At 41.9% G+C, this 20,011-nt stretch carries 13 protein-coding genes and 1 pseudogene; 10 read left to right on the forward strand and 4 right to left on the reverse strand.

Annotation, left to right across the window (positions count from 1 at the left end):
• The first annotated feature begins 117 nt into the window (after window positions 1–117).
• The 4 genes and pseudogenes from EXT48_RS18895 to EXT48_RS23905 all read left to right on the forward strand — a co-directional run.
• A complete protein-coding gene (locus EXT48_RS18895; protein WP_130165376.1) occupies window positions 118–4,590 on the forward strand; it encodes an RHS repeat-associated core domain-containing protein in 4,473 nt (1,490 codons plus the stop codon).
• A gap of 21 nt (window positions 4,591–4,611) precedes the next feature.
• Entirely contained in the window at window positions 4,612–4,857 is a 246-nt protein-coding gene (locus EXT48_RS18900; RefSeq protein ID WP_130165377.1) for a MafI family immunity protein, read from the forward strand.
• Window positions 4,858–5,578: 721 nt separating this feature from the next.
• Window positions 5,579–6,550, forward strand: a complete 972-nt coding sequence (locus EXT48_RS18905; RefSeq protein WP_130165378.1) for a transposase — start codon at window positions 5,579–5,581, stop codon at window positions 6,548–6,550.
• 391 nt (window positions 6,551–6,941) lie between these two features.
• Window positions 6,942–7,137: pseudogene (locus EXT48_RS23905) on the forward strand (IS3 family transposase); the annotation flags it as partial.
• Between the two features lie 102 nt (window positions 7,138–7,239).
• On the opposite strand, the gene EXT48_RS18915 reads toward EXT48_RS23905, so the two are convergent.
• The 3 genes from EXT48_RS18915 to EXT48_RS18925 form a co-directional block, all read right to left on the reverse strand.
• Entirely contained in the window at window positions 7,240–8,709 is a 1,470-nt protein-coding gene (locus EXT48_RS18915; protein ID WP_130165380.1) for a fibronectin type III domain-containing protein, read from the reverse strand.
• Window positions 8,710–8,920: 211 nt separating this feature from the next.
• A complete protein-coding gene (locus EXT48_RS18920; protein WP_130165381.1) occupies window positions 8,921–9,787 on the reverse strand; it encodes a fibronectin type III domain-containing protein in 867 nt (288 codons plus the stop codon).
• Between the two features lie 169 nt (window positions 9,788–9,956).
• Window positions 9,957–10,586: a LysE family translocator gene (locus tag EXT48_RS18925; protein WP_130165382.1), complete on the reverse strand. Its 630-nt coding sequence runs from the start codon at window positions 10,584–10,586 to the stop codon at window positions 9,957–9,959.
• 116 nt (window positions 10,587–10,702) lie between these two features.
• Between EXT48_RS18925 and EXT48_RS18930 the strand changes: the two genes are divergently transcribed.
• Window positions 10,703–11,620 (forward strand): LysR family transcriptional regulator, encoded by a 918-nt coding sequence (locus EXT48_RS18930; protein ID WP_130165383.1) that lies wholly within the window; start codon window positions 10,703–10,705, stop codon window positions 11,618–11,620.
• 283 nt (window positions 11,621–11,903) lie between these two features.
• Here EXT48_RS18930 and EXT48_RS18940 read toward each other — a convergent pair whose 3' ends face one another.
• The gene (locus tag EXT48_RS18940) at window positions 11,904–12,512 is read right to left on the reverse strand and encodes an outer membrane beta-barrel protein (protein ID WP_130165384.1); all 609 of its coding nucleotides are present in this window, start codon (window positions 12,510–12,512) and stop codon (window positions 11,904–11,906) included.
• A gap of 151 nt (window positions 12,513–12,663) precedes the next feature.
• Between EXT48_RS18940 and EXT48_RS18945 the strand changes: the two genes are divergently transcribed.
• The 5 genes from EXT48_RS18945 (at window position 12,664) to EXT48_RS18965 (ending at window position 19,816) form a co-directional block, all read left to right on the forward strand.
• Window positions 12,664–13,047 carry a hypothetical protein gene (locus EXT48_RS18945; protein ID WP_240703406.1) on the forward strand — a complete coding sequence of 128 codons (384 nt, stop codon included), beginning with the start codon at window positions 12,664–12,666 and terminating at the stop codon, window positions 13,045–13,047.
• Between the two features lie 124 nt (window positions 13,048–13,171).
• Complete coding sequence (locus EXT48_RS18950; RefSeq protein ID WP_130165386.1) at window positions 13,172–13,645, forward strand: DUF411 domain-containing protein; 474 nt, start codon at window positions 13,172–13,174, stop codon at window positions 13,643–13,645.
• The gene (locus EXT48_RS18955; RefSeq protein WP_130165387.1) at window positions 13,645–14,967 is read left to right on the forward strand and encodes a TolC family protein; all 1,323 of its coding nucleotides are present in this window, start codon (window positions 13,645–13,647) and stop codon (window positions 14,965–14,967) included. Before EXT48_RS18950 ends, EXT48_RS18955 begins: the two co-directional genes overlap by 1 nt.
• Window positions 14,960–16,687 carry an efflux RND transporter periplasmic adaptor subunit gene (locus tag EXT48_RS18960; RefSeq protein ID WP_130165388.1) on the forward strand — a complete coding sequence of 576 codons (1,728 nt, stop codon included), beginning with the start codon at window positions 14,960–14,962 and terminating at the stop codon, window positions 16,685–16,687. Before EXT48_RS18955 ends, EXT48_RS18960 begins: the two co-directional genes overlap by 8 nt.
• A 12-nt stretch (window positions 16,688–16,699) precedes the next feature.
• Complete coding sequence (locus EXT48_RS18965; RefSeq protein ID WP_130165389.1) at window positions 16,700–19,816, forward strand: efflux RND transporter permease subunit; 3,117 nt, start codon at window positions 16,700–16,702, stop codon at window positions 19,814–19,816.
• The last annotated feature ends 195 nt before the right edge of the window (window positions 19,817–20,011 follow it).

Consider the following 20,011-nt stretch of genomic DNA (forward strand, 5'->3'; position numbering starts at 1 on the left):
TATATGGCGAGTTCAGAGTTCGGTTATTTTTCCAGTTCATTTGGCTCTCCTTTACAGGCGGTAGCATGTTCCGCCTTTTTCTTTAAATAAGTGTGATTTTATCAAATTAGGCTACTTATGAATTTAAATAAAAAATACTTACTAACTTTAGCGTTGTCGCTTTTTTCTGGTAGCAGCTTGGCTGACGACCCTGGTCCTCTACCGGTTCCCGGTGGTGAAATTTTCGACTTCCACGAATCGTTGGTTAACTCTGATTTTCCAGGAGAGAAGGAATTAGCCTATGGGTTTAGAATAAAGCATACAAACACAGATTTTTATATAGCAGGACCAAGCAATTTAGATATTGCAATTCGTCGCGAAACCAATGGTAATGGCAGTATATTTAATGAAGTCTCTTTGGAAGTGGCAAAAGCAAGCAGTTTAACAGAAGGGAGTTCAATCGCTTGTTTAGGATTGGTTAAGTCGGTTAGTTTTAATAATGGGTTTGATGAGAAAAATAAAAATATCGGCTTTGATAACTCAATCGATGTACCTGATGGTACAGTTTTAGCCTTTTCTGATAATTCGTTGCTAGCTTGTGATGGTAATAGTCCTGTTGTATATAAAAGTAATGGGAATAAATATACTTTTACCAAATATTTAGTTCTCGGTAAGTACCAATATAAAGTTAATAAGATAATTAATAGATTTGGTGACTACATACAGTATCACTACGAGGATTTTGAAGAAAACTATACAAATGATTCTTATAGGATAGATAAGATAACCAGAAGTGATGGTGTTGTGGTTAACTACACATATAGCCGACCAACCGCAGATAAAGAAGGAAAAAACCCTCACTTAGCCGATGTTTTATCTGAAATCTCTTTTGGAGATAGAAAAGTTTCATATGCTTATAATTATGCAGGTCGATATTTAACGACTTTCACTGATGAGGAAGGTAAAACAACTACTTATAAGTATGCACAATATACGGGTTTGCATGCACTTGAACGGGTAACTTTATATGAAGGTGCATATATAGAATATAAGTATGAACCTATATCTGAAGCTTTAGTGGTACGTTTACCTAATAAGGTTACAGGACAAAAGACTTCATTCGGCTTGAGTGATTATGGTTATAGTGGAGGCGGACTGCTAACAAAAAAAATACATGTTCCAGGTAAGACTGACAGAACTTTTTTGTATAAAAGTGCAGGGGGAGAGATAGGCACAACTGTTGGCTATAAAATGGAGCTCAATGTCATCGGAGAAGCAGACCTAACGTATAAATATGTCTTTAAAAAGTTAGATTTAGACCTTTTGAGTAAAACTACATACGTTGGTGAACTTCCAGAACATCCATTTTCTCTTGGTAGGGATGATGTCTCAAATCATGAAAAACTTGTTACTGAAAATTTTAATTGGCAACAAGTTGCTCTCGGTACTCGTTTTTGTATTCCGCAATTAACTACTCGCGACCGCTATGACAATTTTCATGCTTCACCTCGTGATTGTAAGATAGCCAAACTGGTCAAACATACAAAAGTATTCGACTACGAGGACGGATCAGATACCTTTAAAACAGAATATTTAGCCTATGACAGTTTTCAGAAACCAATCAAGGTAAAGCAGTCTTACAACAACAATATTAAATATAGTCACCTTGAGTACTTTAACCAGGCAACACCTTGGGTTTTAGGAAGCTTTAAGAAGTTCTCAATATCTGAAAACGGTAGTGATGTTACTGAAGTTTCAAGACAGGAGTATAATAATTTTTCACTGACTGGTGTGGGGGTAATGAGTTTACCATCGAAACAATATAGATACGGTGAACTAATTTCTGAAATAAAATCTTACAATAGTGACGGTCACGTTAATACTTTGGAATACAACTCGCCTCTCTTAGGTGATAAGTCTAAGAAACGGTATAAAAGAACAGAAAACTTTAAAAGTGGAATTGCACAAAACATTTATTATCCTGGCCGATATAACGCAGTACAGAAAATAGAGAAAGCGTTTAAAGTTGATAGCAACGGTTGGATAGTTAAAGAAACTGATGAAAATAGTAATGTAGTGAACTTGTATTACGATGATCTTGGAAGGCTAAAGGGACGAGATATAACAAGTGATGAGCATTACGAATGGAAAGACGAATCTATAGGTTACTCGAGAACTCAAAATAACATTGCAAGTTGTGTGATCGATGAAAGAGCTGTGTGTATTGGTAATTCATTGAATACCATAAAGATAGAAAAATTAGATGGATTAGGAAGAGTTGTACAGAGGATTGTATACGATCATACTGACAATGCTGAGTCAGGTGCAAACACTAGATATAAAAATCTTGCATATGACCAAAGAGGTAATCTAGTTTTTGAGTCGAGATGGAGCGTAAATGAATTTGAAGATAAAGGTGCAACCAAATCGTATGATGGGTTAGGGAGACTGACTTCAGTTAGCGTCACTGGGCAGGGAAGTATCAAATATAAATACTTGTCAGGCAACAAGATAGAAGTTACTGATGCTGAGGGCAATGTTACAGTAACATCATACCGTTCATATGGTCGTCCAGAATATAAGATTGCTACGAACATTGCATCCCCAGAAAATGTAACAACAAGCATTGAAATTGACGTATTTGGCCTAGTGAAAAGTGTAACCCAATCCGGTGGGGGAAAGATATTTAAAGAAATCCGTAAATATGACAGCAGTAAACAACTGTGCTTAATCAAGCGTGCAGATGTTGGAAGTACAGTTTTAAAGTATAACATCTTAGGTGAATTAATATGGCAAAAGAAAGGGGTGGAAAATAACGAATGTGTTGCTTCACCACCTGCCGGTAGTACAAAGTTTGAATACGATAATATGGGTAGTATATATAAAATAGACTACCCAGATGATGATTTGGATGTTGTTTATTTTCATGACAATAAAGGCAATATACTTAATTTAACCGCTGGTGATATTACGCACCTTTATAATTACAATAATCTTGATTTACTTGAAGACGAAACGCTGACTATCGGTAGTGAAGGCACGTTGCAACTTGATTACGAATACGACAGTTTAGGCAACTACAAGGCAATCACTTATCCTGATGGTACATACATTGAATATGCTCCGAATGGTTTTGGGGAGCCGACAAAGGTTTTCTCTAAAGAGCATTCCTTCGCTAGCAACGCCACTTATTATGCCAGTGGCATGTTACATACCTTTACATATGGTAATGGAGTTAAGCATATAACGACACTTGATTTGAACACATTGCGGCCAATTCAAATTCAAGATGTAAGGGGGTCGAGTAACATTGTAAAATTAGGATATAGCTATGATAATAATAATAATGTTAAGTCAATCACTGATTATCTGAATGGCGGTGAATTTAGTCTCACTAATTTAGAATATGATGGGTTAGATCGTTTGACAGGTGTCACTGGCAGAGGAAGTATTGGTAATAGTAGTATTAGCTACGACAGCTTAGGTAATATTGAAAGTTATAGCAGTAAGAATAGAAATCTTACATATAGTTACAATGTTGAAAATAACCGTTTAACAAGTGTAACGGGAGAAGGCACCGATGGTAAATACAGTCGTATTCAATACGATACTCGAGGCAACATCACACATAATGGAAAGTACGGCTTAACATTTAATGTTGCTAATCAGCTACAAACAGCTAAAGGTAATACTTACTTTTATGATGGTCATAATCGCCGCGTCAAACAGATTGATGGTAATGGTGTTAGCTACACTATGTACAGTCAGAGTGGAGTGCTACTTTATCGTGAAAAAGGCGGTTTGACTGGTGACGGAGTTAATTATATTTATCTCGGTAAGAAACTGATTGCTAAACACGGAGCATTAGAAGCTCAAAATTCCGAAGTAAGTCGCCAACATTACCGTCCGTACGGAGAAACAATCGAAACTCCCAAGGACGATGTCGGTTTTACTGGCCACAAGTTTGACACCGACTTAGGCCTAAGCTATATGCAGGCACGATACTATGATCCAGTTATCGGGCGTTTCTACTCAAATGATCCGTTAGGGTTCCGCGATGTACATAGTTTTAATCGGTATGCATATGCGAATAATAATCCGTATAAATATGTTGATCCCGATGGAATGGCTGCTGAGAGTTACCTCAATCGACCTATGGGGGTTTCTATAAAGCAACACCAGCAAGCAATGGCTAAAGCTGGGCGAATGGCTATCACCAGAAGTCCGGCAGGTATGGTCATCGGTGCCAGTATTGGTGTCATTACAATGCTTAATGAATCGACAAATTTAGCGGATGATGCTGCTACTGATCATATATTGGATGGTGATAAAAACGGTGGTGGGCATGGACCAGGAAGGGGTAAGCCTGGCAAATCTGAATTCCCTTCAAGTTGGACGGACGATGAGGTTATGGATGCTATATCTGATGTAGCAACAGATCCTGAATCTACCGTAACGCCAGCGAGAGAGGGAAGATCGAAAGTTAGAGGAAAAAGAAGAGGGATAAAAATTGAGGTTATCACTGGAAATGAGCAAGAAAATGGTAAGATTATTACAGGTTATCCAAATGATAAAAAAATACCTAGAAACCCTCCAGAGCAACAAGACTAAACAATTTACTTGGAATGTATAATGAAAGAAGAATTAACATTACTGCTTAATAGCTTCCAATCTACTTTTACTGAGGAAGAGTTAGACGAAGTTTGGGATTTTATTCAAGTGAATGAATACAAGTTAGCATTAGAAACTATATGTGCAATTTTCTTTGAAGAGAGTAAGCCTATTACTCGGAAACAATTAGATTCTATTAAAACAGTAGCCCAAAATATGACAATAGATCCCGAAAAGTGGGAGCGTTTGGAAGCACAGGTTAGCTAGGTTAACTTAAAGGCGAACATTTGAATCAAAAGCCTCGCACTAGCGAGGCTTCAGATTGATGATAAACCCCGCTTTTTTAAGCTTTTCCCAGTTGTTGGAGCAGTTTTCTCTGCCGTCAGTTTCAGCGTTGGTTTTTTTGTGTTGGCTAGGCTAATTAACCTGAGCTGCGCATAAGAAAATGAACTAAAAGCCCTTGTGGTGATCAGATCTTTCGACCAAGAAACATAAGATTACCAAGGACAAGGGCATGAATAACTTAGACGCAATTTTCGTAGATGTCGATAACGATTTAAACCTGACATATATGGACGCTCTGCTGCTGTCAAGTAATACTCATCCAACAAGGTTGTTTTAACAGCCTTGTTGCTTCTTTTATTTATCTCTCATTTACTATTTGTATGTATTGATAAACAGTCACTTTGAGTCATCCTAAATAAGGTGCTGCTCTGACATATATTCGGGCTTAACTGACTTTCAGCGCCCCTAATGAGTTTCGAACCTAGTCACCCAAAAAGTAGAATACACCCACGCGGCATTGAATGCCTTGCCTATAACGGGTTTAACTAGGTAGGTTTGACCTTTTGTTCATCGTTATATTTACAGCAATGAGAATATGGCTATCAAGGGCACTTAAATCGCTGACACCCACCACTAATTTGCACCTTCCTAAGATTCCGCCTAAGCTTTAATTCTGCACTCAAAGGATTGAGAAAACTAAACTATGGCTACTGCCCGTAAAAGACAAATCAGTTTAACCGACACCAAATATTATCACTGTATCTCCCGTTGCGTAAGGCGTGCCTTTCTGTGCGGTGAAGATAAATTTACCGGAAAATCATACGAACATCGCCGAGATTGGGTTGAAGAAAAGCTCCTGATGTTGGGCTCCGTGTTTTGTATTGATATCTGTGCTTATGCCGTGATGAGTAATCACACCCACATTGTTTTATATGTTGATGATAAAAAAGCTAAGCGTCTGTCGGATAAAGCGGTTGTGATACGGTGGCACAAGTTGTTTAAGGGCAATTGGATAAGCCAAAAGTATATTGAAGATGAGCCACTCAATGAGTCGGAGCAATTGATGCTAGATGAGCTGGTTGATAAGTACAGAGAAAGACTCGCTGATATTAGCTGGTTTATGCGGGTGCTTAATGAAGACATCGCCCGCCGAGCAAATAAAGAAGATAATTGTACAGGCAGATTTTGGGAAGGACGATTCAAATCTCAAGCACTATTGGATGAAGCTGCACTGGCCGCTTGTCTCGCTTACGTAGACCTAAACCCCATTAGAGCCAAAATCGCAGCAACGCCTGAAACTTCAGACCACACAAGCATCAAAAAACGCATTGACCATGCGAAATTAGGTAAACAACCAAAAAGTCTGTTACGTTTTGCGGGCAGCCCACGAAAACATATGCCAAAAGGTCTGCCTTTTGAGCTCAAATCCTATATTGAATTGGTTGAACTCACAGGCCAATGTATTCGAGCCGATAAACGCGGTTATATCTTTGAGTCTCAGCCTATACTTACTCGACTCAATATAGAGCCTGAGAACTGGATAAAACTCACTACGCAATTTTCTCGGGTATTCCACGGTGCAGTGGGCCGAGAGCGAACAATAACCGCTTACTGTGAAACACTGCAAAAACGACGACGGACAAACCTAACAAACTGCGAGCGCTTGTTGGCTTGATAAAGCAAACTTTTCAACTCTAGAATTGCTTACTGTTGTATTTGCAGTGCATTATCGTGCGCGATAACCCTGTTTTAGTGTAGAGATATGCTTAGGCGCTAAAAATTGGCCTATCGAAAAACGTTTTTGACCAAAGTGGTTGAAGTATTTTTATACTTCACTTCTTCAGCTTTGATGTGTAAGCGTCGCCTGAACCCCCACCTAGCTACTGAACATACCTAAACACAAGATTGCAGAGCAATGGCTGCAACTTATCGAACAACAGGAGCTCAGTGGTTTGTCTGTCAGTGACTTCTGCACGCAGCACAATCTCAGTACCAAGTATTTTTATAATCACCAAAGTAAGCTTCGCAATAAAAAACCACCTGAGTCATCTTTTATTGCCGCTAAACTAGACAATGCCGTTGCAGAAAACTTCTTCGGCATACTGAAGACGGAAATCTATCACGTTTATGAATACAAAAGTGTTATCGAGCTGATAAATGCAATTAAAGAATATCTAGAATATTACAATCACAAACGAATTAAGCGGCTACCAAGGCCTGAGTCCGATAGCGTATCGAAATCAGGCCTTGGTAGCCGCTTAGAAATGAGTCCAACTTTATGGGGTCACTTCATAACCTAAGCTAGCGAGGCTTTAATATTACAATTTTACGAACTAAGCCTGTCTCAGCAGGCGATATTTTTAACTATTGGTTACTTTCAGCAACCGGACTACCGAGTAGATCAGTATGAATAAAAACAGTTTTCTTCAATTGAAGAGGTTTGTCTTCTACTTTTACCTGATTTGAGTGACTCCAACCGGAGCAGCCATCGTTATTACAGGCCTTAACTCGGTAACTATATAATTGTGGCTTAAGCGCACTCTCTGTTATCGTATTAACCGTATACACTTCTCGGTTAAGCCACTTTCCATTATCTACTTTTACTTCAAAAACATAGTTTAGTGCTCGACGTACTACCGACCAAGTAATCTCAATATCATAGTTGTTCTTGAGCGTTGCTGTCACCACCTCTGGACCTTGTGGTAAATTGATGATAGTAATGGCCTCTGAATAACTCCAAGGTGAGCAATCTCGACGAGTATCCCCGCAAGCCTGAACGCGATATTGATACGTATTTGGATAAAGATCCTTGAATATGTCTGAAGTGCCAGAATATACTTTAGAGTTGAACCAAGAGCCATTGTTAACTTTCACTTCTCGAACGTAGTGTTCAGCTCCGGCTACACTAGACCATGACAGATTAATATCATCACCAGCTTGGATTGCAGCAGACACTTTTGTTGGAGCATTTAAGGTCTTAATAGTGACGGAATTTGAGTATGTCCATTCAGAACAATCTTGGGAGTTACAAGCTTTAACCCTGTAGCGATATTGATTTGGCGTAAGATTGTCAAAAGATACTGAGGTACTTGTATATTCTTTTGGGTGGATCCAAGAGCCAGTGCCAATGCGTGCTTCTCGAACATAGTAACTTGCACCACTAACAGTCGACCATGAAATTGTAACATCGTTGTTGTTTTGAATTACAGCAGTTACTTGACTTGGAGCGTCGGGAGCCCCTGTTACATTAATTGTATTAGAATAAGTCCAAGTAGAACAGCCACGGTAGTTGCACGCTTTTACCCGGTATTGATATTGATTCGGTGCAATATCATTAAAAGAGGCGATATTACCTGAATATTTTACTGGATTGATCCATGCTCCAGAACCAATACGAGCTTCGCGAATATAATAGTCCGCGCCAAGAGCACTTGACCAATTTATTTCTACATCATCTAAGTTTTTAATTACCGCCGACACATTTGAGGGAGCAGGTGGGGTATCATAAATGGTTATTGTGTTTGAATACTTCCAGCCTGAACAGCCACTAGCATCACAAGCTTTAACTCTGTATCGATATTGATTAGGCGCGACATTAGTAAATGAAACCGAAGTACTCAAATATTCTTTTGAATGCATCCATGAACCCGAGCCGATTCTAGCCTCTCGGATATACTTAGTTGCTCCACTAACACTACCCCAACTAATTGTAATATTGCTGTTACTGGTTACATTCGCACTCACATTATTTGGCATTGTAGGTGCTGCGCTAGTAGATATAGAGAATAAGGCGGTGAAAAGCGCTATTCCCCATGTTAATACACTTTTTTTCATTTAATTATATCCTTTGGGATATTTTTGCCTTTCAGTCCGAACTTTTGTAACTGAAGCATCTTTATTTAAGGCTTTTTGTATCTTTTGAGTACGGGTGTAATAAAGATACATAAAAAATCTAGCCCAAGAGGTGCTTTACAATATAAATATCTTTTGGGCTATACAATGAAGAGATAACTCGTATGTACTTTAATCCTGATATTAACCGTTTTTAATTTGGTTTAGGATAAGTCGCGATAATATTCGAGTAGGTCCAAGTAGAGCACCCAGTTTTATTACATGCTCGCACACGATATTGGTATTGGTTTGGCCCGACGTTATAAAAAGCGATTGCATTCCCTGTATACTCGACAGGGTGTATCCATGGTCCTGATCCCACTTTAGCTTCTCTTACATAGTAATCTGCGCCAGTCACAGACGACCATGAGATATATACACTATTACCATTTTTAACATTGGCTATTACTTTTAATGGTGCTACTGGCTCAAGTGATATAGAAACCGAGTTAGAAACTGTCCAAGCAGAGCATCCTACTAGGTTGCAAGCTTTGACTCTGTATTGATAACGATTTTCCGACAAACTACTGAAAGAGACAGAAGTACTTTCATAAACTTTAGGGTTAAACCAATTACCATCACCAATTTTGACTTCGCGAATATATCTCTCTGCGTTACTCACTTCAGACCATGAAATATTGAGGTTATTTTGACCTTGAACATTAGCGGATACATACAAGGGGGCCGTAGGCAAACCAACAGCAGTTACTTTATTCGAGTAGCTCCAATCTGAACAAGTTGCTGAATTACAAGATTTAACGCGATATTGGTATTGATTTGGTGCGACATTTTCAAATGAAACCGACGTGCTTATATATTCTTTAGGGTGGATCCAGTCTCCTGCACCTATGCGCGCTTCACGAACATAAAAAGAAGCTTCTGATACACTTGACCATTGAATGTCAATACTATTACCACCTCGAACTGAAGCAGTTACGCTATTAGGTTTAGACAAATAAGCACTTGCTGAATTAGAAAAGAAAGAAACACTAAAAAGCATTACTGCAAAGATTTTTTGCATTTTAAATCCTCGGACTGTTAAAAGGCTAATAAGCCAAGAATGTTCTCCCTCGGGGAGGTTACGCTGAATCTGATAAGTATACATAATAGGTATAAATGTAACAATAATTAGCATTGATATTGGAAGCCCTAAGGTGGAAAAACGGAAACCCTTATTCGGCTTTCTTGTGTTAAGCAATCAACAGCCTTAATGAGAAGGCCATAAGCAAAACAGCAAGTGCTTTTTCAACCAGATTCATCTTGTTCAAGAACCAAGCACGGGAAGATGAGGCTGAGAATAATAAGCTGACACAGATAAACCACAAGGCGTTAACACTGCACATCCAAGCGCCGTAAAAAAGTTGAATATGTAACGGAGTTCCTTGGCTGACGACATTGGTTACCACGGCTAAGAAAAACAGGGTTGCTTTTGGGTTGGTTGCATTAGTTAAAAAACCAAGACTAAAGGCTTTTTTGAGCGACTGTGAGCTTACATCAGCTTGGGCATTTTCTGCATCCAGTTGAATCGCTCCTGCACTTTTGAGCAGTTGAATAGCAATGTAGATAAGATACGCAGCGCCGATTAATTTAGCTACTTGTAAAACCCAAGGTGAGGCCTGCATCAGTGCGCCGACACCAAGTAAGGTATATAAGATATGAACACTAAGTCCAGTGCCAATCCCCAAGGCGGTCATTGCGCCATGTAGTCTGCCGTATTTTAAGCTCTGTCTGACTGTAATAACAAAGTCGGGGCCCGGCAAGATGACTGCAACAAAATGAATGATGGCTAATGACAAAAACTCTGGCCAATACTGCACCATAATAAGCTCCCAATATAATATTGAACAATTGAGAACATTGTATTTTCATTCTCCTAGGAAGATAATAATCTAAGAATAGAAATAACTTTTGCGTATAGCGCACAAATGGGAAGGTTATGACGACCAGTAAACATATTGAACTACTGCAAGAAATGTCGATTTTTGTTTCGGTAGTGAATACTGGAAGCTTCTCCAAAAGCGCTCGGCAATTAGGTGTCTCGCCGTCATCAGTGAGTCGTGCCATAAAACTACTTGAACAGCAATTGGGGGTGTGTTTACTTCAACGTACCACACGTAGCTTAAGATTGAGTGAAACAGGAAGGGCTGTGTATGAGCACTGTACTCAATTGGAACAAGCCGCCAAAGACGTCATCTCGCTTTGTGAAAGCTATCATCAAACGGCACAAGGAACAGTAAAAATCGCAGCGCCAAAAGCGGTCGCACATTCACTAATTCACCCAAATGTGATGGCGTTTCTAGGCGAATTTCCAAATATTGACGTTCATTTGGTGCTAGACGACAACGCGTTGGATTTGATCCGGGATGAAATAGACATTCTATTTAAAATTACCAACGAGCCTCCACAAGGCTTAATAGGTAGAAGTGTAATGACGATAGAACATATAGTGGCGGCATCACCAAAATACCTTGCGACCCACTCAATTCCTACTCACCCTAGAGAACTAGTACAACACAGCTGCATTGCTTTGGGGGAAACGGATGCCGATGCTAAGTGGCGATTCAGAAAAGGCACACAAAAACACACAACCCCAGTTAACGGGCGCTATAAGGCAAATCACACTAGAGTAAGGTTAGATGCTGCGCTGCAAGGGCTTGGGATCACAAGCTTACCTATGTTTGTAGCTAAAGATGCGTTAGCGTCAGGGGAGTTGATACAGGTATTACCTGAATGGCAATTTGATACTCACTATTCAGGCGAGCTGTGGATGCTATATCCTGCAACTCGCCATATCCCCGCAAAGGTGAGTATTTTTGCTGACTTTATTGTACAGCGACTTACAAAGACTTGTTGATCTTTGCAGTGTCTAGGGCCTGTTGACCTTTGATTTTTGTTTCCCCTGAGTGGGGTTTGGTCGCGGCGCTCGACTTGCCGCTTAGTAATCTAAGCAAAAGTTGAGCAACAATGAACAAAGCACACTCAGGGAAACCCAAGGGCAGCGCTTGATTGGCATTTCTACTGCGTTATCGCCTGACTCACATAGAATAACTATGCTACGCAGGCTCTGCCTTGTATAAATACCATTCAAACTGCTGCAAAAACAAACTTGAAAGATAAACAGGCCCTAGTTCTAACTATTAGAGCGAAAAGCGATAACTTAATGTTGCGCTCGCTTGATATTGGCTCATTATTTCGTCGTCGAAGTGCCAGCTACAGGTATTTTGGGTTTCTGGATCGACATCGCAAGTGACTTTAGAGTTGTTGTTGAGGATAGTTGCAATCCATCGTGCTTCAGCACCAAGATGAAAACCTGCGCCAAGGTTATATTCAAAACCTGTGTATAACCCTGATGCAAAGAAAGTGTCAGAGTCGATAAAATTAGGGTCAACAAAGGTCGCACCAATTTGTAAGCCTAGATAAACATCTAAGTTGTCTGTGAGAGGGCGTACCACTGCACTTTGAAATAATAGATATTCCATTTCCACTTTATTTAGCGGATAAGCGGTAAGTTGGGTCTCAGTTTTTCCGTAGTAGAAGCCATAACGGCCTTCAGGTACATATTTATCGATACTTAATCCAAAGTGCGAATCGTCTTCTAATTCATACTTTTGGTGACGAGAAGTTTCGATATCACTGCTGTACGTTTTGCCACCATAAATAGAGACACCAAAGTCTCCAAAATCTGCAGCACTGGTTTTGCACGATGCTGCTAAAGCTAAAATAGTAGCCACTGTAACTAATTTCATATAGTTCATTTCCTTGAGTTGGAAGAGTTTTTTGATTTGGGCTCTAGTATATCAATGATGAAAGAAAATAATAATGAGGTGGGCCTATTTACTTGCATTTCTTTGGTTAGGTTTTTATTATTACTTCGCTTATTTGATTTGGAAAAGTACCTTGCAAGTATTTTTACGTTTACTTATCACATTGTTCGTGGTGGCTACACTAAGTGGTCAAAACGCGGCTGCCTCTATGGCAGCATGTGAAATGCATGGCGCTACCAGTCATGAAACAAGTCATCAAATGCTTCAAAGTAACGTGCAATCGGCAGAGCCTCATCATCATGAAATGATGGTTGAGATGGATTGCTGTGACCCTCAAAACACAACACAATGCAGCGATTGTACTTGTCCCACACATATGTGCTCCACAAATCTTGCAGCGTTTTCGCCAAGAGAGTGGGTAGCGCCTATTGTACTGAAAAACGATAAATTAAGTTTCACAAGTGGCCAGCTTAGCGACTATCCTCGCTCTCTTTATAAACCCCCAATACTTGCCTAACCTCAGGGCAGATCTGCCTTAATTTCAAAGTTTTGTACGATTAATCGTCTTTTTTGGCGTAATTTTCAACGAATTGATTGATACCTGTTGCACTAACGTAATTGGTATTGCATGCGAGGTTAGCATGAAAAAGTTTTATTTAGTGATGTCGCTATGGCTTATGAGCGCCATGGCATATGGTAAATCCAATATAGAATTGGAAGTCTTTAAATCCCCAACCTGCGGCTGTTGTGAGCTGTGGTTAAACCACTTAACTGCGCAAGGTATCGCGCACAAAGCCACCGATTTAAATTATCTTGGCTCACTTAAGAGTAAGCTTGGTATTAAGCAAAATTTTCAATCTTGTCACTCCGGGGTTTCTAAAAATGGTTTTATTTTTGAAGGGCATGTTCCTGCCAAGTTTATTAAACAGTTTTTGCAAAACGAAACGTTAACTCAAGACACACAAAATATCGGCTTGAGTGTGCCGGCTATGCCACTTGGATCGCCTGGTATGGAAGCTGGCGAGCGTTTTATGCCCTATCAAGTATTGCTACTTAAAAAAGATGGGAGCTATGAGATTTTTGCTGAAATCGACAGCTATGAGGAGCAGTTCTAATGACAATTAAAGTTTCCCTGTTTATCACAACACTGATACTGCCACAGATAGCACAGGCCAATATTGCAACGTTAGAGCAAGCGATAGATGCCGCTATCAGTAACGATCCTTGGCTTAAATCTAGCCAATACAAGCGTTCTGCGATGCAATCTATGAGCCGCGAAGCGCTAAGCTATCCTGATCCTCAGGTGTCCATCGGTATGATGAATCTGCCTGTTGATAGTTGGGAGTTTAATCAAGAAGGGATGACTCAGCTTAAAGTTGGCGTGATGCAGATGTTACCGCGAGGAGATAGCCTCGAAATTAAGAGCCAGCAATTGGCACTTGACGCTAAAAAGCAACCGATTTTACAAGCGGATAGAAAAGCGCAAGTGCGCCGCGATGTTTCTCAGGTGTGGCTTGATATTGTGCAAGCCAAAAAGACGTTAGAACTGATTGAACGCGATAGTGTGTTGTTTGACCAAATGGTAGAAATAGCCAATGCTAGCTACTCCAATGCGCTGGGGGCAACACGCCAGCAAGATGTGATCCGTGCTCAACTTGAGGTGATGCAATTAGACGACAAGCGTTCCGCGGCTTATCAGCAGCTTAACACCGCTAAAGCAAAGCTTTCGCAATGGCTATTAAATGATGCATTCACTAATTCAAATGCACTGAGTGTCCTTGAACAAAACGAAGTGACACTGCCGTTGATCCGCTCAATTGCGCCAAAGTTGATGCAGCAACGTCCAGTTGATAGCCAAGCTGTAGTACAACATTTGACTCATCACCCGTTGGTTGTTGCAGCCGACGTTGATACATACCGCGCCAATCAAGGGGTAAAGTTAGCTGAGCAGGCATATAAACCACAGTTTTCCGTCAATGCGAGTTACGCATATCGGGATGATGCGCCGGATCAGATGTCTCGCACTGACTTTTTCAGCGTTGGTGTGTCATTCGACGTTCCGTTATTCACAGATGGAAAACAAGACCAACAAAAAGCGGCAGCGACCGCACAAGTTGAGGCGAGTAAAACCGATCGGTTGCTGGTGCTAAAGCAGCTGTTTTCAAACTTAAATGGAGAAATTCAAACTATCCAACGATTGCAAGAAAGGCAATCGCTATACGCAAAATCAATTGTGGCACAAAGCGCTGAACAAGCCGAAGCTGCATTGACCGCTTATACCAATGACGATGGCGACTTTTCCGAGGTAGTGAGGGCGCGCATCGCGAAACTGAATGCGCAGTTATCAGCGCTTTCCATTGATATTGCATTGTTAAAAGCGGTGGTGCGCAGTAACTATTATTTGGCTCAAATTGAAGAGGGTGCAAGCGATGAATAACAACTTAAAAATGACGCTAGTTGCCGTCACGACATTAACGGCCGGCGTGCTAGTTGGGATTAACCTCTCTTCAAGTAACGAGTCTGCGGTGCCGAAAAACGCTGAGAAAGCGCCACTTTATTGGGTCGCGCCTATGGATCCGAACTATCGTCGTGATAAGCCAGGTAAGTCTCCGATGGGAATGGATCTTGTGCCTGTGTACGAAGATGAGTCTGCGAATGAAAAATTTGGTGAGGGGGTTGTGGAGATAGCGCCTCACGTTGAAAACAACTTGGGCGTTCGCACTGCGTTGGCCATGCGTCAAGCGATGTCTCACCAAATCCGGACTGTTGGGTATGTTCAGTACAACGAAGATAGCTTAGTTCATATTCACCCCCGAGTTGAGGGTTGGGTTGAAAAGCTCTACGTGAAAGCAGCAGGAGATCCGGTGAAGCAAGGCGAACCTCTGTACACCTTGTATTCGCCGCAATTGGTCAATGCGCAAGAAGAATATCTTATTGCTAGAAAGCGTAATAATCAGGCGCTGATAAACGCAGCGCACGAAAGGCTCAAAGCATTGCACCTGAGTGATGACTTTATCAATACGCTTAAAAAAACGGGTGAAGTGCATCAAAGCATTACCTTTTATGCGCGTCAATCTGGGGTGTTGGATGGACTCCAGATCCGAGAAGGGTTTTACGTAAAACCAGGTACAACGCTCATGAGTATCGCCAAACTTGACGAAATTTGGGTCGAAGCTGACGTATTTGAACGTGATGCTATGTTGGTCGCTCAGGGGCAAGCGGTTTCTATGAGGTTAGACTTTTTACCCGGCAGAACGTGGCGAGGGCAAGTCGATTACGTCTACCCCTCACTCAATGAAAAAACACGAACACTTAGAGTAAGGCTCAGGTTTGACAACAGTGATGCGCTGTTAAAGCCGAATATGTTTGCGCAAGTGAACATTCATGCCGACTCTCGTGACGACGTATTGCAAGTGCCGAGTGAATCTGTGATCCGCACCGCCAAACAAAACCGTGTTGTCGTTGAAGTTGCACCCGGTAGCTTTAAATCGGTTGCCGTTGAACTGGGTCAAATTGGTGATGAAAACATTGAAATCCTCAATGGCCTTAACGAAGGAGACAAGATAGTTACGTCAGCCCAATTCCTGATTGATTCTCAATCGAGCATTACTTCTGACTTTATGCGTATGGCGCCAGTTGCAGAGGCTAAGTCAGTTTGGATTGAAGGAGAAATTCAAAGCGTGAACTACCAAAGTCGAGTGGTAAATATCGATCATCAACCCGTACCCGAGTGGGAATGGCCTGAAATGGTGATGGATTTTTCAGTGGCTGACAGTGTCGATGTTGACGAATTAAACGCTGGACAGACTTTGCATTTTGAAGCCACTAAACAAGATGATGGCAGCGTATTACTGACAGGTATTCACATTATGTCTGAAGGCAGTATGACCGAAAATACACTGCCTACAGCAACAGTGGGTGGCGTGATAAACGCCATCAACCCTGACAACCGAGTGCTTAATATTTCTCGCGACGCCATTGAAAAATGGGACCGTCCCGCAACAACGATGGACTTTGTTGCAGCTGAGCACATTGATTTAAGCCAGCTTATGACAGGAATGAAGGTGACTTTCACCTTTGAAGTGGGTGACAAATTTGTGGTGACTGATATCAAACCTGCAGGTGAGATGTCGATGAATATGCACTCAGGCCACTAAGGAGCGTTCGCAATGATCCAAGCAATAATTCGCTGGTCAGTATACAACCGCTTTTTTGTGGTATTGCTGACACTTATGCTGGTGGGGGCTGGGCTATTTACCCTTAAAAACACGCCTGTCGATGCCATTCCGGATTTGTCTGATGTACAAGTCATTGTCAAAACACCTTATCCAGGACAGGCACCACAAGTGGTGCAAGATCAGGTGACATTTCCGCTGACCACGGCAATGCTCTCCGTCCCGGGCGCAAAAACCGTACGTGGTTATTCCTTCTTTGGGGATTCCTATGTTTACGTTATTTTTGACGATAAAACGGATCTTTACTGGGCGCGCAGTCGTGTGCTCGAGTATCTAAGTCAAGTCGCACCACAATTACCTGATGCGGCAAAACCGCAGTTGGGCCCTGATGCCACTGGGGTGGGTTGGGTGTATCTTTATGCATTAGTCGATAAAACCGGCAAACACGATATTAGCCAACTACGCAGCCTACAAGATTGGTTTTTAAAGTTTGAGTTGCAATCGGTTGCCGGTGTGTCAGAAGTAGCGCCGATTGGCGGTATGGTGAAACAGTATCAAGTACAGGTTGATCCCAATAAACTGCGCGCTTACGGTATTCCGCTTACGCATGTGCAGCAGGCGTTGCAACGCGGTAACCAAGAATCTGGTGCTTCTGTGATTGAGATGGCTGAAGCCGAATATATGGTGACAAGTACGGGATATATTCAAAGCGTTAAAGATATTGAAGCTATCCCACTTGGGCAAGCTGTCAAAGGCACGCCATTAACGATAGCAGATGTTGCGTCTGTCAATATTGGACCGCAAATGCGTCGAGGCATTGCCGAGCTTAACGGCGAAGGAGAAGTTGTTGGCGGTGTTGTAGTCATGCGCTTTGGAGAAAACGCGCAAAAAACCATCGACGGCGTAAAACAAAAGCTTGCTGAGCTACAACACGGCTTACCTGAAGGGGTGGAAGTGGTGACGGTTTACGATCGCTCCGAGCTTATCACCAAAGCCATTGATAATCTTTGGTCTAAACTGCTCGAAGAGCTGGTGGTTGTGGCCTTAGTGTGTGTGGTGTTCTTATTTCATATTCGCTCTTCCGTGGTTGCCGTGATCACTTTGCCACTTGGCATTCTGGTTGCTTTTATCGTGATGTATTTTCAAGGGGTGAACGCAAATATCATGTCCCTTGGTGGCATAGCCATAGCTATTGGGGCGATGACCGACGGTGCAATCGTGATGATTGAAAACATGCACAAACACATGGAAAAAACGCCACTCAATGATGAAAACCGCTGGGAAATCGTCGCTAAGTCGGCTTCTGAGGTGGGTCCTGCACTGTTCTTTAGTTTGTTGATTATTACCGTAAGCTTCTTACCTGTGTTTATTCTTGAGGCGCAGGAAGGACGTATGTTTGCACCGCTGGCATACACTAAAACGTATGCGATGGCCGCATCGGCAGGGCTTGCCATTACGCTTATTCCTGTGCTGATGGGGTACTTTATTCGCGGTAAAGTTGTGCCTGAGCATAAAAACCCAATCAATCGAATGTTGGTTGGCGCGTATACGCCCTTGTTGAAACAAGTATTACGCTTTCCCAAGCTGACGTTGTTAGCCGCTGCAGCTATTACTGTCGTTGGCTTTTATCCAATGGATAAAATCGGCAGTGAGTTTATTCCGCCTTTGGATGAAGGGGATTTAATGTACATGCCGACTACATATCCAAGTATTTCGATTGGTAAAGCCAGAGAGATCTTACAGCAAACCGACAAGTTGATAGCGACGGTGCCCGAGGTAAAAAATGTCTTTGGTAAAATCGGTCGCGCGGAAACCGCAACCGATCCTGCCCCGTTGACGATGATTGAGACCTTTATTCAATTAAAACCTACAGATCAGTGGCGTGAGGGAATGACCACTGAAAAGCTCAAAGCAGAGCTCGATAAGCTAGTGCAGTTTCCGGGCTTAACCAATGCTTGGGTGATGCCCATCAAAACGCGTATTGATATGCTCGCGACGGGGATTAAAACGCCTGTTGGAATTAAAGTCGCAGGTCCAGATTTAGATACTATCCAAAATATTGGTCAAGATCTTGAACGTATTCTGAGTCAGGTAAAGGGCACCGCTTCGGTCTATTCAGAGCGAGTAGCAGGGGGACGCTATATTAAGGTCGATATTCAACGTGATAAAGCCGCGCGATTTGGGCTAAATATTGCTGATGTCCAGCAAGTGGTCGCAACTGCAATTGGTGGAATGGATGTCACGCAAACCATTGAAGGACAAGAGCGCTATCCGGTTAGTTTGCGCTATCCGCAAGACTTACGCGATTCTCCCGAAACGCTGCGGAAGCTTCCTATAGTCACCGCCGAGGGATTAAATATTGCCCTAGGTGATGTGGCAACTATCTATATTGAAAACGGGCCGCCGGGCATTAAAAGCGAGAACGCTCGCATTAATGGTTGGACGTTTATTGATTTAGATGGTGTCGATGTTGGCAGCTATGTGGCAGCAGCTAAACAAGTACTGAGCGAGCAGCTGGAGTTACCTGCAGGTTACTCCATCAGTTGGGCTGGTCAATACGAGTATATGGAGCGTGCTAAAGCTAAATTGACTTATGTGGTGCCGCTCACGCTTGGGATAATTATTGTTTTACTCTATTTGAACTTTAGGAGTTTTAGCGAAGTGGCAATCATCATGGCGACGTTACCTATGGCGATGATTGGTGGACTGTGGTTACTATATCTTGAGGGGTTTAACTTTTCGGTCGCGGTAGGCGTTGGTTTTATAGCGCTTGCAGGTGTTGCGGTTGAAATAGGCGTGATCATGCTCGTGTATCTCAACCAAGCCATTAGTGAGCTTAAAGATAAACCGCAAGCATTAACAGTTGAGGCCATTAATAATGCCATTTTAGAAGGCGCGGGCAAGCGTATTCGTCCAGTCATGATGACGGTGGCAACGATTATTATCGGGTTATTGCCAATCCTTTACGGTTCGGGCACAGGTTCTGAGGTAATGAGCCGCATCGCCGCGCCTATGGTGGGCGGCATGGCAAGCGCGCTATTACTTACCTTAGTGGTGTTACCTGTAGTGTATATGTTGATGATCCGTTGGCGTGAGAAAGTTCATAATTAATCGATAGCGGAAAAAGTTTGCCTCAAGCGCAGTAATATTAAGCGCTTGAATGGCAAACTTTGGTTTGGCAAAACCCGATTACATCGAAAAAGTGGTTAAAAGACTCTTAGGACCCTAACTAACCCGAGATCAGGTTAATAACGCTTCCTTGGCGCACTTATTGCTGTACTAGAACAGTCAATGTAACAAGGAGCG

This window comes from Pseudoalteromonas sp. CO348, from assembly GCF_004208845.1.
Lineage (GTDB): Bacteria > Pseudomonadota > Gammaproteobacteria > Enterobacterales > Alteromonadaceae > Pseudoalteromonas > Pseudoalteromonas maricaloris.